At 37.8% G+C, this 16,124-nt stretch carries 4 protein-coding genes, 2 rRNA genes and 2 pseudogenes; 1 reads left to right on the forward strand and 7 read right to left on the reverse strand.

Annotated features, from left to right (window positions below; genetic code table 11):
• Positions 1-17: 17 nt before the first annotated feature.
• Positions 18-11,126 carry a CARDB domain-containing protein gene (locus tag ACB104_RS15900; RefSeq protein WP_370480332.1) on the forward strand — a complete coding sequence of 3,703 codons (11,109 nt, stop codon included), beginning with the start codon at positions 18-20 and terminating at the stop codon, positions 11,124-11,126.
• Between the two features lie 73 nt (positions 11,127-11,199).
• Here the strand turns inward: ACB104_RS15900 and ACB104_RS15905 are convergent, their stop codons facing one another.
• The 7 genes and pseudogenes from ACB104_RS15905 to rrf (ACB104_RS15935) form a co-directional block, all read right to left on the reverse strand.
• Positions 11,200-11,457, reverse strand: a complete 258-nt coding sequence (locus ACB104_RS15905; RefSeq protein WP_370480334.1) for a helix-turn-helix domain-containing protein — start codon at positions 11,455-11,457, stop codon at positions 11,200-11,202.
• Positions 11,458-11,554: 97 nt separating this feature from the next.
• Positions 11,555-12,775, reverse strand: a complete 1,221-nt coding sequence (locus ACB104_RS15910; RefSeq protein WP_370480335.1) for a 3-oxoacyl-[acyl-carrier-protein] synthase III C-terminal domain-containing protein — start codon at positions 12,773-12,775, stop codon at positions 11,555-11,557.
• A gap of 456 nt (positions 12,776-13,231) precedes the next feature.
• Positions 13,232-13,340 (reverse strand): 5S ribosomal RNA (rrf, locus tag ACB104_RS15915).
• A gap of 106 nt (positions 13,341-13,446) precedes the next feature.
• Positions 13,447-13,704, reverse strand: a pseudogene (locus tag ACB104_RS15920) (helix-turn-helix domain-containing protein); the annotation flags it as partial.
• Positions 13,705-13,716: 12 nt separating this feature from the next.
• Positions 13,717-15,105 (reverse strand): HRDC domain-containing protein, encoded by a 1,389-nt coding sequence (locus tag ACB104_RS15925; RefSeq protein WP_370480337.1) that lies wholly within the window; start codon positions 15,103-15,105, stop codon positions 13,717-13,719.
• A 141-nt stretch (positions 15,106-15,246) separates the two neighbouring features.
• Positions 15,247-15,828 (reverse strand): annotated as a pseudogene (locus ACB104_RS15930) (AAA family ATPase); the annotation flags it as partial.
• Positions 15,829-16,040: 212 nt separating this feature from the next.
• Positions 16,041-16,124: ribosomal RNA gene (rrf, locus tag ACB104_RS15935) — 5S ribosomal RNA — on the reverse strand; the annotation flags it as partial.

Below are 16,124 nucleotides of genomic sequence, written 5' to 3' on the forward strand. Positions count from 1 at the left end.
CCCCAGGGGAGTTCGTCATGCACAGCGGAGCCAACGGGGGCAACTGGGTATACGGCCTACAGCCCGAAACGACTTACTATTTCAAGGTGTTCGAATACAACGGCACTGGCACCGAGACCTTCTACCTAACAGGGAACGACATAAACGGAGACCCACCATATGAAATTAGTCAGATTACCTTGGGTACCCCTACAGTTCAATCTAGTAATGCATTTATTAGTAGCAGAAGTACTTCAAGCATCAATATTTCTTGGACAAAAGGGAACGGTTCCAACAGACTTTTAATTGGTAGGCAAGATGGCCCTGTTTCCGTAGAACCTGAAGATTTTACCAATTACAGTTCAAACTCTGGAGGGTTTTACAATGGCTCCTATGAAATTGGCAGTTCGGGTAATTATGTACTTTATGCAGGTACTGGTACCAACGTCAACATTACCAATTTACAATCGGCACAAAACTATCATTTTGCATTGTTTGAGTTTAATGGCGGTAATGCCAAATTATACCTAAGACCCGGGTACAAATTTGCTCTAGAAACCTTTGGTGAACGGCCGACAGTACAAGTTTCTAGCGCCCAGTTCACAAATATAGATTTAAACTCATTTGATGTAAGCTTTACCCCAGGAGATGGAACACGTAGGCTTGTAATAGCCCGAGAAGGTAGTGCGGTTAACGCTGCCCCGGCCGATTTTACAACCTACAATGCAAGTGCAACATTTGGCAACGGAGATGAGTTGGGCAGTGGCAATTTTGTTGTTTTCAACGACTTTGGAGACAATTTTACACTTTCAGGCTTAATCCCATCCACAATCTACTATTTTTCATTTTATGAATACGCCATCAATGAAAATGGAGAACTTTATTTAGCTCCCGGTTATACGGCTCAACAAAACACCACGTTTAATTATGATGTTGGTGTTTCGGCAATCACTGCTCCAGATTCAGGTTGCGATTTAAATTCCAGCGAAAGCATTACGGTTGAAATTACAAATTATGGAGACCCAACAATAAACAGCCTAGATGTGGCCTATAGCATTAATGGAGGTGCTGCAATAGTTGAAACGGTAAATAACCTGAATCTTTTATCCGGCAATAGCACAACCTATACGTTTACGCAAACGGCCGATTTTTCTTCTGAAGAAACCTATAACATTAACGCCTACACGATAGTTGGCAATGATATTGACAACACAAACGACGACAATTCAAAAAGCATAACCCATTTTGCCCAACCAATAACTTCAATATCAGCAAATGCTACCATTTGTTCAGGAGAAACAACTTTACTAACAGCTTCGGGAGGAAACTCATATCTTTGGAGTACTGGAGAAACTACTTCAGAAATATCCGTAACGCCGTCCGCAACCACAATCTATTCGGTAGATATATCGAATACGGATGGCTGCACCAATACAGAGCAAGTAACCGTTACCGTTACAACCCTTACGACGGTTTCTTTAACTTTACCATTTGAAAGCCTAAATATTGACGACTCCGCAGTTACGCTTGATATGGGTACTCCCACTGGAGGAATTTATTATTTCAGCACAAGCCCTGAAACTACAATTACCAGTATTGACCCTACAATATTATCACCTGGAACATATACCTTAGTTTATGAATACCAAGAAAATAATTGTTCGGAAACGGCTGAAGATAGTTTCACCATTATTGACAACACGGTTATTGTTACAGCACCAAGTCTAGATGATTTATGTGAAAAAGGGAATGATTTTTCTTTGCCAGATGGTAGCCCATCAGGAGGCGTTTGGTCTGGTGAGTATGTTCAGGCCAATGTTTTCCAAACATCACTTGCCCCTCCTGGAATATATACCTTGACCTATACCATACCAGATCAAAACGGAGACAACTCAGATACTACAACCATCGAAGTATTGGAAACTGAAGAAACCTTTACGGAAGTCACCATTTGTGCGGGCCAAAGCTATGAGTTTGTTGGACAAACCCTAACGGCCGCAGGAACCTACACTTTTCAAGATGGAAACTCTGCAAATGGATGCCCCATTTTAAGAACAATAACCATTAATATTTCAGACCCTGGGGAGAGTCCCGTAATCCAGTCAAGTGCAGGCAATATGCTTTGCATAAATGCGCAAACCACACTTTCCACGCAGTACAATATTCCTTTAAAATGGAAAAGAATCTACGATGGAGAGTTTTATGATATGGGTACTTCAACAGAAATTACCACAGAATTGCCTGGTCAATATGAAGCTAAATTGATAAACAATTTGGGCTGTGAAGCGGTTTCAGCATTGTTTGAATTAATCATTATTGAGAAACCTACTATTCAAACCTCTTCGGTAACCACCATATGTATTGGCGAAACCATAGAACTTACCGTAAACAACACGGATGAGCAGGTTTGGTCCAACGGCTCAACATTGAGTACGATTACCGTTGCTCCAAGTTCGGATACCGACTATACCGTACAGGGCACCTATAACAATGGTTGTGCCTTTTCTGATACGGTTTCCATTAAAGTTATTCCTTCTTTCCCTCCAGTAGAGGTTTCCAACATGTTACCGAGCAATGCCTCCGTTAATCTGCCTCAGCCCATACAATTATCTTGGAACCCGGGAGCAAACAGTGTTCTATACGATATTTATGTATGGCCAACCAATGAAACCAAAAGTGAGATACCTGTTAAATCAAATGTTGAAGAAATAATCTATGTCGTTAGAAATTTAGAGCCTGCAGTGGAATACTCATGGCAAGTAGTGGCCAAGAATTCATGCTTTGAAACGCCAGGGCCAATTCAAGCCTTTACGCCATCTGGAACCCCAGATCTTACTGTTGAAAATGTATCAATGCCAACAGAAACTGTAGGTGGAGGATCTATAACCGTTTCATGGGAGGTAAAAAATATTGGAAATGGCAGCACCAATAATACCATTTGGAGAGACCGTGTATATTTGTCGGCTGATTTAGATTTACGTAGAGGTGATGATGTATTGTTAGCAGAATTTAACAGTTTAGCATCGCTTAACCCCGGTGAATCTTACGTTAATGAGCAACAAGTAACCATTCCGTTGAACTATGTAGGATCCTACTACTTATTTATAATAACAGATAATGAGGATGGCTATTGTAGAATTGAAAATGGGGTTTGCTCTAACGATAGAAACTCTCACGGCAATAGCCTTTCTGAATTAGATGAACAAAACAATTTATATTACCAAAAAGTATTTATTGCTGTCCCTCCTGCTCCAGATTTAAAAATGGTTAATGTAGGCGCACCCACAGATGCATTTTCAGGTGATCCAATTACCGTTCAATATTCTGCAGAAAATATTGGTAACAGAACTGCTGTTGGTGGCTTTTGGTGGAAACCTCCGTACATAACTTTAAATTTAGGTTTTGCGCCTTCTTCTGGAGGAAACTCTGGTGGTTATGGCGGTAGTTCTGCCATTTCATTCTCACCCATCCCTCAAAATACAGATTACGATCCATGTGTTTTTGAACGCCATTGGAGAGATGCCATATACTTATCACAATTCCCAACATTTTCATTTTCTACGGCAATTAAAATAAAAGATTATCGGGCTTCATTGGGAAATAGCCCTGGTGGCACTTGTGTTATCAATGATTACGTTGAAGTTAATGATAGTTATAACTACTCCAAAGAAATTGACTTACCCGATAATATTTTTGGTGAATACTATATTTATGTTATTACCAATTTTATGGGTATGTACGAACCCATTTACTCCAATAACATTCTTAGGAGCGACCCTATAAACATTACTTTGAGACCACCCGCCGACTTGGCATTAACCAATATAAATGTACCCGGTATGGCCACCGCCAACCAAGATTTGTCGGTAACTTGGACAGTAGAAAACATTGGTGTAAATCCCCCATTAAAAAACTCATGGGACGACGAGGTTTTTATTTCAAAAGAAGCAACATTTAACGCAAATGAAGCTATTTCGTTGGGTAAAAACAGGTTTTTCCAAAATGCCGAAGTCACTATTCCCGGAAAGAGCATAGCTGCTGAATTCGGTAATGGTATTTCGTATACCGTAAACCAAGGCTTTAAGCTTCCTGAAAAACTTGAAGGTGACCATTATGTATATATTATAACGGATGTTAAGGACGAAATTTTTGAGTTTCAATCCAGTGATAACGATACGATAAGAAGTGGCACAGTAAACGTTAGCCTTGATGTGCGTCCAGACTTAATTCCTGTATCGATGTCCTATCCGGAAACTATAACCCGTGGCGAACCCTTCTCCATGAAATACAGGATAAAAAATGTCGGCACAAAACCATCCGAATTTAGAGAGGATCGTATTTACTGGTCTGAAAATGCCAACTGGGACCCTACGGCATTAAAAATGCTTAAATCCAATAGGGTAAGTACGGCTATAAATGTTAATGAAACAAAAGAGTATACAATTACTTGCACTTTACCTCTTAATACTCCTGATGAGATATATTTTCATATCTACACAGATGTTTTGGATAATTTATTCGAAACCAACGAATTAAACAATAAATTAAACAACACCTCAACTGGGCTTGCTTCACCAAATATTGTCGATCCACCTGCACCAGACCCAGTTGACATTGACTTGGCAATTATTGACATAAGCGCACAAGATACAGCCAACTCTGGCGAAAGTATTCCTGTTGATTGGACCATACAAAACCTTGGCACAACAGACCTTAATCAGTCATTTTCAACAAGAATTTACTTAAGTTTTGACAACCAGATTAGTTCTGATGATTTTTATTTGGGTCAAAAATCAAATTACAAATTAGCGGCTGGTGCAACGGTTTCATTCAATCAAAACTTTAATATCCCCAATGGTATTGAAGGCACTTATTACATCATAATAATTACTGACTATAATTACAAAATAGATGAGGATATAGAACGGTATAACAATACGCTTTACAAACCCATTGAATTAACCCTTCTACCACATGCGGATTTGGTTATTACTAGCTTAACAGCACCCTCGGAGCTTGTGAACGGACAAAGTTTTACAGTAGATTATACTGTTGAAAACCAAGGGCTAGGAAGCACTACGATTGAATGGTATGATAGATTCTACCTCGGGTTTTTACCTAATGTGGTCTCTGGAAGTATTGGAATTGGGAATGCAGCAAAAAATATTGTTTTAGCTCCTGGAGAGTCCACCACAGAAAGTGTTACCTTACAAATTCCTGAAAACGTGTCTGGTAATTATTATTTAATTGCTAAAGCCGATGTTAAGAATTTAATTTATGAGGGCTTTGAGGATGGCGAAACCAACAATGAAGCCAGTCAGTTGATTAAAATCAATTTACAAGATCCTTCCGACTTAAAAATCGATTTAATAAATACAGACGCAACAGCCTTTTTAGGTGATGCTCTTGATTCTGAATTTGTTATCAACAATATTGGCGATAATACAGCAGTAGGCAATCTTGCAAATGCATTTTACATGTCACCTGATGCCATTTATAATGGATCTGTTGCTACGCTAATAGGCTCGGATGAGTTTAATATAACTCTGGGACCTGGCGAAACCCGTACGGTAAATGTATCTGGAAATATTAGAAATTTGTTTCCTGGTGATTATTTTGGTATTGCCAGAACAAACATAAAATCTTCCATCAATGAAAATAATTATACCAACAATAATTTAGCGACCGATCAAACTATTGGACTAGGCGTAAGGGATTTACCTTTAAATACCGACGTCGTTAAAAATCTTGAAAATCAAAATTGGCTGTATTATAAGGTTACCGTTGAAGAAGGTAAAGACTTAATCATTGATGTAGCATCCTCTAGAGATTTGGGAAGTAATGGCATATTTATCTCCTTTGAAAAAACGCCAGACCCAAATAATTTTGACTTTAAAGGATTATACAGCAACTCAACGAACCAACGTGCATTAATCCCAAACACACAAGCTGGTGACTATTACTTGTTAATTAACACAGAATTAAGTGCTTTACAAACATTAACAATAACAGCAAAGGTTCTGGATTTTATGATTCTAACATCCTCACCTCAGACCGTGGGAGATAGCAAGGTGAGCACTTCTATTACGGGAGCAGGTTTTAGGGAAGGTATGACCGCAAGGATTTTGAAAAATGGCACTCCAGTAAGCACTGCTCTTTCTACAACTTTAAAAAGCAGCATGGAAGCTGAAATATCATGGGATTTAACGGGTGTACCACATGACACATACGATTTAGAATTAGAAAATCCAGATAACGCAACAACTTCCTTACCCCAAGCTTTAACAGTTGAAGCAAGCAGTGGCTATACCCTGATGACGTATGATGTTCTGTCTCCAGATTTGGTAAGGGCCGGTAAAAGTGCATTTTTTGAGTTTGTCATCAGAAACGACAATAATGTTGATGTACCGGCGGTTTTGGCCGAATTGGCTATGCTGGATAATGTAGATATTTTAGATATCAACGTTAGTGGTAAACTCAGAAAAAACTCTACAACAGATATTTACAGAAGGCTTGAAGATATGTCAGATTATATTTCTGATGAAGGTTATCAAGTCATTCCGTTCACGGCTCGAGATTTAAAACCTGGTGATGTTATGACCGCCAGTGTTTACATCGCCAATTTCTCAGGAACCACTTTTCCTTTGCGGGCGAAAGTTATTGCAGGAAACGCAAATATGATGGTTTTTAATTCTTTGGAGAACATAGAGTCTATGCGTCAACTTGTCTTAGCAAATCCCGATTATTTTGCCGATGATCGAGCCATTGTTGAAGACCAAACAGCATTCTCCAAAATTATGTTGAATAACTATGTGGAGTACGGTTTCCTAAAACCAAGTGATACGCTTTTAGTAGATTTTGAATGCGCCGATTGTGGAAACCAATCCCTTAACAAAAGTATTTACAGCCCAGGTGAAAAAGGTCCAGATGCTACAAGGGCTACAAATGCGATATTTGGTCCAGGAAGCAAATACGTTTGGGAAATCAATAAATACGAAGGTGAAGCTGGTGCTAGCCTAGGGCATGACATAATTGAGCTATCCGATAATCTTAACATAACCTCTACATCTGAAAACCCATTTGAAATAGAGATTAAGACTTTAGATTATAGCAATTCGCCGACCTATTTGGCCGGATGGCACCCTGCTGTTGATAAATGTTGGACCATTTTGAAAGCCTCGGGTGGAATCACTGGTTTTGACGCTTCTAAATTCGTGCTAAAAACTGATGGATTTACAGCGTATAACTATATATATGGAGGTAGTTTCAGCATTGAGAAGATAAATGACAACGAAATTGCCATCTGCTTCTCCTCCTATAAACCAGGAATTGGTGAAAACGGTGTACCCGGAGCACCGGGCGGTATTGGTGAAGATGGCTCTCCAGGAGGTCAAGGAGGTCCTGGAAATCAATACATCCCACCAGGATTGGGTGGCATTGGCGGCCCTGGAGGACCAGGCTATGGTTCAATACCTCCAGGAAATAGAGGGCCTAATGGTCCCGATGGTTGTACCTACGGTATTGATTGTGAATGTCCTGACAATGGCAGCTGTACTGAAATTTGTAATGGGCTTGATGATGATGGAGATGGCATCATTCCATTGGTTGAACAAGATTTGGATGGCGATGGTTACTCTATATGTCAAGGAGATTGTAACGACTATGATAGTTCTGTTTATCCAGGTGCTCCAGAAATTTGTGACGGTAAGGATAATGACTGCAGTGGTTCTTTAGCAGGTAGTGAAAGAGATAACGACCATGATGGATATAGCGAGTGTGACGGCGATTGTAACGATTTTGACAGTAGCGTTCATCCAGGTGCAGAAGAAATATGCTTGGATGGAAAAGATAATGATTGTGATGGCAGTATTGATGAGGATTGTCAAGAAATTTGTAATGGTTTGGATGATGATGGTGACGGTGTGGTTTCGGCAAGAGAAATTGATAATGATGGAGATGGCTATTCTGAATGTGAGGGAGATTGCAATGACAACAACAGCTTAATTCATCCAGGACCTGAAATATGTGATGATGGGATAGATAATAATTGCAACGGCCAAATAGATGAAGGTTGCGATGATCCAGACCCAGAACCTGACCCTGATTGTCCATTCGGAGATTGTGGCCCTGGACCAGTTGATTGTTCTACTGGAAGTATATTTGGTGCTCCTCCAGGAACACCATGTCCTGAACCACCTCCAGGAGTAGACCCTATTCCTGAAGATGATCCAGATAATCCAAATTATGACCCAAATGACCCAGGCTCAAATCCAAATGATCCTGGCAATGACCCAACAGATCCCAATACCCCACCTGAACCTCCAAATTCTTGTTCAGAAGGCGGTGGTGGTGGAGACGGAACACCAAGTTGGTGCGATGTTGCATTTGCAAGTTTAGGCTGTGGTGTAGCAGCAGCTAGCTGTATAACCAGCGTTGTTGGCTGTGCTACAGTTGTTGTTGGCTGTCCATTTCTTGCAGTTTCCTGCGGTGCCGGGGCAATGAGTTGTGCTTTATCTTTAAATGCTCTTAGTGGTGGGTCATCATCGGCCTCATCATATGGTTGTGTTGGTGGTACTCTTGGAGATGTACTAGGCAAATCTGGCGGTTATGCTGTTGCTGGATTAGGCCTTTGTGTTGCTCAAAGTTTTTTATGCACACCTGTAGTGAGCTCATGCGATCCAAACGAAATAATAGGACCCGAAGGTTTCGGACCAGAAAAATTTGTTTCAAACCAAGAAACACTTGATTATACCATTAATTTTGAGAACGACCCTGAAAATGCAACGGCTCCAGCCCAAAGAGTTGTAATCAGACAAAAATTGGATACTAATTTTAATGCATCAAGTTTTAGACTACTCGGCTTTGGGTTTGGAAAATATGCGTTTGATGTTCCTGAAGGATTATCCAATTACAGTGTCCGTTTAAATTTAGCGGACGAAATTGGCATGGATGTAAATGTTTCAGCTGGACTGGATATTGTAAATTCTGAATTGTTCTGGAGTTTCCAATCCATCGACCCTGAAACAGGGTTACCTCCATACGAAGCATTAAAAGGTTTCCTTCCAATAAATGATGACAATGGTGCCGGCGAAGGTTTTGTAACCTATTCGATAAAAGCAAAAAGCACCACGCAAACCGGAGATGAACTCAAAGCCTCGGCAAATATCTTTTTCGATATAAATGAACCCATTGGCACAAATGAAGCTATAAATATTATTGATGCTGTGTCACCAACCATAAACCAAATTACCGATAATAATTTGCAGTTTGATTTGATTCAAAGCTTCAAATTAGATGCTAGCGATGATTTGGGTGGAAGTGGTATTTTGGGCTATGAAGTTTATCTTTCCGAAGATGGTGGCGAATATCGTAAAATATCAGATATCATTAACATTGAAGATAAATTCACTTTTGAAGGAGAACCGAATAAGGCATATTGTTTGGCTCCTGTGGTTCTTGATAACGTTTTCAATAAAAGTGAAATAGATTCTGGTACAGCAATTTGTTATTCCACGCCATCCGAAGATGATGTTACTGTTAATTATCATAGTTTAACCACCGAAAAAACGGGTAATGGTTCAATCGTAATTTCACCGAACAACAATTATTTTGAAGAAGGAGTTTCAGTAAACGTTGAGGCCGTAGCAGATAATGGATGGGTATTTGACAAATGGGAAATCGATTTAACGAGTAACACTAACGCCGAAACTATCTTAATGGATAGCGATAAAACCGTCAGAGCCATTTTTGTTCAAGAATCTTACACTCTAGTTACAAACATTCAAGGTAATGGAACAATTACTGTTAATCCTGTTAGCGGTCCATACCTTTCAGGCACATCTGTAGATGTTAGTGCTGTTCCTGATTCTAACTGGACCTTTAATGGATGGGAAGGCGATTTAGGAAGTTTTAACAATGACGAAACCCTTTTTATGGACTCTAATAAGTCAATTACTGCCATATTTACTGAAGGCTTAATCTTAAGAACACAGGTGGTTAACGCTACTTGTTCTGAATCTTTAGATGGTGCAATAGAACTTGAAGTACTGGGTGGAACTGCTCCTTATACGTTTGATTGGGACAACGATGGCATTGCACCTGTCGACACAGAACCAGACCCTCAAAATTTGACGAATGTGGGCAATGGAACATATCAGGTTACTGTAACCGACTTTAATGGGTTAACTACCAACATTAGCGCGGATATTGGATTGGAAGACACTGTTTTCCCTTCAATAAATTCAATTGGTGACCAAATTGAGCCTTTAAATTCAGGATGTAAAGTTATTGTACAAGATTACAGTGCATTAGCTGGAATAAATGACAATTGCCAAGGCAATTTGCAAATTGTACAAATTCCTGCAGCTGGTACTGAGATCACGGCCACTACCAATGCTATTTTATCGGTAACTGATGCGTCCAATAATAAATCTTCAATTTCATTTAAAATTATACCTGAAGATACTACGGCGCCATCAATAGACCCGATTGCGGACCAAGTTCTTGATAGAAATGAAAATTGCACGGTATATCTTCCAGATTATAAACCGTTGGCTCAAGCGAGCGATAATTGCACTAGTTCCATTCAAATATCGCAAATACCGGCATCAAGTACGGTAATTTCTGAAAATACAGAGGTGACCATTACTGCGACCGATAACCAAGGCAATCAATCAAGTACAACATTTACTGTTGAAATTGTTGGGGAATTACAGGTTTACTATTACGATGCTGATGGCGACGGCTATGGTATTGATAATGTTCTGACCAATAAAACGCTATGCCAAATGCCTAGTGACAATTACTCAACTGTTGCAGGCGATTGCGATGACACCGACCCATTAATAAATCCGGAAACAACAGAACCTTGTGGCCCATTAAGCACAGAAGCAAACGAGATGTCTGATTTCATGCTTTACCCTAACCCCGTTAAAGAAAAGTTGACCATTAAGTTTTCCAACAATGTTGTATATAAAACCACCTTGACCATTTTTGATGCCTTAGGAAGAGAAATATCAACTACCGAGGTTATCAATAAATCTGAAGTTACGTTAGAGCTTAATGATAGCTATCAAGATGGTGTATACTTTGTGAAACTGAGCAATAATGAAAAAACCGGAACTAAAAGATTTGTAGTTTTAAGATAAGGTAAACGAGAAATAGAATAAATTTTGTTAAGGCAGGCTTTAAAAAGGCCTGCTTTAATTCTTTAAGAACTAATCACAACTCCCCATAAGAATACTTATCATCAAGTTGATGTTTCAAATCGGATAAATTTTCGAAGGATATTTGGGGAATGGCAGTTTTCAACTCATCGTAATGGGCGGTTGACATTAAATCTATAATTTTCACCTTTCCTGAAGGAATAAAACTTGCCAATTGTCCAAAAATGGCGTGACGGTAATTTTCAACTCGAGATTTTCCCATGCCGTTAACCTTTAACAATTCAGTTTTAGTTGTTGGCAAGGTTCCGTACATTTCATATAAGGCCTTTTGTGATAAAGAAACTTGTACTCATTACCTGTTTTAGGCTAGTTTTTAATCAAATAGATTGGATAATAAGCCTATATTAAACTCAAGCCACTTTTTCAAGTACTAGCCCTGTTGCGGTTAAACCAGGCCCGAATGCTATCGCAATGATTTTAGTGTTGGGCTTAATACTAGGATCATTTACAATTTCACTAAAAATATGAGGAACAGTAGCCGAAGACATATTTCCATTATTTTTTAGAACCTCGTAGGACCAATGCGCCTGTTTTTTATCTATTTCTAGCTCGTTTACAATGTGATCAACAATTTTTGGTCCACCAGGATGTATGGCATAATATATCGAATCCTTTTGCTCCTTAAAATTTAAATCAATTTTATTACACATATCCGTAATAAACTTCTCAATATTTCTTTTTATAAAAATAGGTACGTGTTTAGAGAGCGTCATTAAAAAATTATACTCTCCCAAGTTCCAAGTCATATCCTCTAAAGAATCGGGGATAATAACTTCATGAGAAGCCAGTATCTTTAATCCAACTTTATTCTTAATAGAATCATCATTGAAAAAACTTGTTTCATCATATAGCGAATATCCAATAAATCCATCTGCAAACAATGAACAAATCACAGTATTAGCAGGCGAGAATTCCGTTAAATTTAAATGAGTTGACAATAATTCTGTATGCACAATATCAACTCTTCCCTTTTTTTCACTGTAACTTAACAATCCTGAACCTGTTCGTATAGCAGGGAAGGCTCCATAACAACCCATATGATAAGAATGAGTAACGCTTACATCGTCCCAATTACGCTCTATAACTGCTTCTTGCGCTAAACTTGGAGCAGAATAACCAGAGCATGTTACATGTATAATATTTTCAGGCTTATTGGGTGAATATTCATAAAATTTATCAAAAACACATTTTACTTTTTTCTTGAACCAATCCATACGGGTGCCAATCTTCGGACCATAATGACTTCCTTGTAAATCTTCGAAACCATCAGGAAAAACGTAATCCCAAGGCTCTGTATATTCCATATCCTTTACAATAAAGCGCTCTATCTCATCGAAAAGTAAGACTTGTCTTTTTGCTATATTATTAGAAGACACGGCATATTTATCTACATGTTCGGATACTTCTTCAAAAAATAAAGGTTCTTTGTCATCTATGGTCCCCTCTGCAACTAAAACAGGACGATTTTGATAATGGTAGTACAAAAATTTTGTATACTGATTCAACTTGTCTTGACTAATCAACTTTCCAGCCAAAATAGGATGAAAATTAGATATTATAATATTTTTCATATCTATTATAGTTTAGTATTAATAAAAAGCTAAGTAATAATGGTTAGCATGATATCGTTATATATTTAATATCTGGTTTTTAAAATATTGACTCCTTATAAACGTTGTATGCTAAATTCAGTCTAAATATATATATATATAATGTTATTAAACGAAAAAAAAAGTATTTAATCGATGAAATACATAAAAATATATAATATTTGTAGGATAAATAATAAAATATTATATTAATGAATCAGTACCAGAAGCATATGCTTAAAAGCTTGATGGCAAAAATTATAAGTGTATTTAACAGGATTTTCTAACCCTTCATTATCTAGTTTGAATTATAGAATGGAATATCCTTTAATTATAGAAATGTATTCTTTAGATTACTTATTTTATTAAAATATAGTTTTTCATTGATTAAATGGCTTAAAACAAAAAACCCTCCATGTTTCCAGGAAGGGGTTCCAAAAAAGGCAACGACCTACTCTCTCACCGAATGCAGTGCCATCGGCACTAACGGGCTTAACTTCTCTATTCGCAATGGCAAGAGTTGAGCCCCGTCATTATAACAGTCTATAACTTTAGACTATTTATTACTCATTCAAAATTCTCTAGCTGCACCGTATGTGCAAACATTTTTCCGGTCAAGCTAAATACAAATACTAATTAGTAAAATCCGTGTCTTAATCCTTCAAATCTTCTAACACCAAACACAGCTCCCCATAAGAATACTTATCATCAAGTTGATGCTTGAAATCGGATAAATTTTCGAAGGATATTTTGGGAATGGCAGTTTTCAACTCATCGTAATGGGCGGTTGACATTAAATCTGTAATTTTCACCTTTCCCGAAGGAATAAAACTGGCCAAATGTCCAAAAATGGTATTTTCATTAAGTGCTCGTATATCGGCTATTTGTTGAATTGTTTTACCTTCCTTAAATAAAGCTAAAGACTATTTATTTGTATCACCACGCTTTCGCTTTGGTTGAGGCTCATCAAATATTTCAGCTTCATCAGATGTTTCAATGGCTTTTTCATTACAATATTCTTTAATGACCTCTAAAATGGCATGACCGTAGTTTTCAACTCGAGATTTTCCCATGCCGTTAACCTTTAACAATTCACTTTTAGTTATTGGCAAGGTTTCGCACATTTCATAAAGTGACTTTTGGGTGAATATTTGATAATGAATTAAATCCTTTTCTTGGGCAATCGTGTTCCTTAATATTCGTAACTTTTCGAACAAGGCTACATTGCTTGTACCTTCAACAACAGTTCTACGTTGTTTCTTCGATTTCTCTTTATCTACAAAAACCGATTTGGCTCTTAAATCCAAAAATTGCTCAGTAAAAAACCCGTTTTTCAAACCATTGAAATAAATGACCTTAACAGCCAAAAGTTCTTCAAAATCGTCCAAATGCTTTGTAATCTCACCTCCAATGGCTTGATTGTCCGTAGTAAATGAAAAAGTCTTTAATGGTTGAACAAGATGGGTTTTTATTTCACATTTAAAATATTCAATGGCCTTTTTAAAACGTTCTTGAATTAATAAACTCTTTTCAGCCAATCCTTCCGTTTCCGAAAGCTTTCTCAATTGAGAATTAAAACCATTGGCTACCTTTAAAAAATTGGTAAGGGATTCTTTAATAGAAAGAAAAGTTTTTTCAACAGGGCCTTCAATTATCGTTCTATTTTTATAATAAACATCCAAAATTCGGTTTACAGGATGCAAAAAGGCATACAAATCAAACACATCGGCAATCAAATCTAATTGAAACTCTTCTTGTGACTTTTCTAAAACCCTTTTACCAGGGACGTTCTGTTCAGCGTGCTCATTAAAGGTTGTAATACTGCTATCATTAATGATTTGATTGGTGTGAATTTTACTTTTAAGCACCAAACCTTCCAACGATTTGCATCTACTCAAAGCAACGTAGGTTTGTCCGTGTGCAAAAGCTCCTTCGGCATCAATAATAGCTTTTTCAAAGGTTAATCCCTGACTTTTATGAATGGTAATCGACCAAGCCAATCGCAATGGCATTTGCGTATACGAACCTATTTTTTCTTCCTTAATCGCTTTTGTTTCAGCATCAACGGAATAATTAATATTCTCCCAAATTTCAGGTGTGACGATGATATTATAATCATCTTCTGGGCAATGAACCACTACTTCATCAGTGTCCAAGTATTTAATTTGCCCAATTTTCCCATTAAAATAACGCTTTTCGGGGCTACTGTCGTTCTTAACGAACATCACCTGTGCACCAACCTTTAATTCCAAAAGACCCTTGTTTGGATAGGCATACTCGGGAAATTTTCCATTAACTTCGGCAGTATACATAAAGGCTTTAGATTTCAATTTTGCCAATTCAGCTCTATTTGTAGCTTCAGCCTTGTTATTATGTGTTGTTAGAGAAATATACCCCTCATCATATTTTGGTGTAAAATCTGGAATAAAACGTTTATTTAGTTCTAGAGCTTCAGCTTCATCCAACTGATTATTTCTAATAGCGTTGAGTATTTTAATGAACTTGGGGTTTTCTTGCCTGTAAATATGCTTTAACTCAATGGTAATTGCAGCACATTGCTGAAAGGCATGGCTACTAAAAAAGAAGCCGTTTTTGTAAACATGCCTTAACAAATCCCATTCTTGCTCCTTAATGACTGGTGATAGCTGCTGTAAATCGCCAATCATGAGCACCTGAACACCTCCAAAAACCTTGTTCCTATTCCTAAACCGACGGAGTGTTCTATCGATACCATCGAGTAAATCAGCTCTTACCATACTAATTTCATCAATCACCAAAAGGTCCATCGATTTAATGATGTTAATCTTCGTTTTATTGAACTTTCTGTTAAAACTCGTTGAAGCGTTCAAATCATTATCGGGCAAAATAGGGCCAAAAGGCATTTGAAAAAAGGAATGTATGGTAACACCCTTTGCGTTAATAGCGGCCACACCCGTGGGGGCAACTACAACCAAACGTTTAGATCTATGCATACGTAAACGATGCAAAAACGTGGTTTTTCCAGTACCTGCTTTACCCGTTAAAAAAATTGAGCGATTTGTTTTATTTACAAATTACCAGGCTAATTCTAATTCCTTATTCTCCATTATAAGTTAATGAAAAACAAACATAGTAGTTATTTTTTAATATTAACTATGGAAATAGTTAGGAAGATTAAGATTTATAATTGATAAATGGATGTTGCTCTACTCGAACCTTAATTATAAATCAAAAAAAAGCCCTCCATGTTTCCATGAAGGGCTTCCAAGAAAGGCAACGACCTACTCTCCCACAAATGCAGTACCATCGGCGCTAACGGGCTTAACTTCTCTGTTCGGAAAGGTAAGAGGTG

This window comes from Tamlana flava, from assembly GCF_041287255.1.
In the GTDB taxonomy this organism is placed as follows: domain Bacteria; phylum Bacteroidota; class Bacteroidia; order Flavobacteriales; family Flavobacteriaceae; genus Tamlana; species Tamlana flava.

What these genes read in the sequence shown, in the direction of transcription:
- ACB104_RS15900 (WP_370480332.1), top strand. Translation starts at nt 18, where the DNA reads ATGCACAGCGGAGCCAACGGGGGCAACTGGGTATACGGCCTACAGCCC.
- ACB104_RS15905 (WP_370480334.1), bottom strand. Translation starts at nt 11,457, where the DNA reads ATGTACGGAACCTTGCCAACAACTAAAACTGAATTGTTAAAGGTTAAC.
- ACB104_RS15910 (WP_370480335.1), bottom strand. Translation starts at nt 12,775, where the DNA reads ATGAAAAATATTATAATATCTAATTTTCATCCTATTTTGGCTGGAAAG.
- ACB104_RS15925 (WP_370480337.1), bottom strand. Translation starts at nt 15,105, where the DNA reads ATGTATACTGCCGAAGTTAATGGAAAATTTCCCGAGTATGCCTATCCA.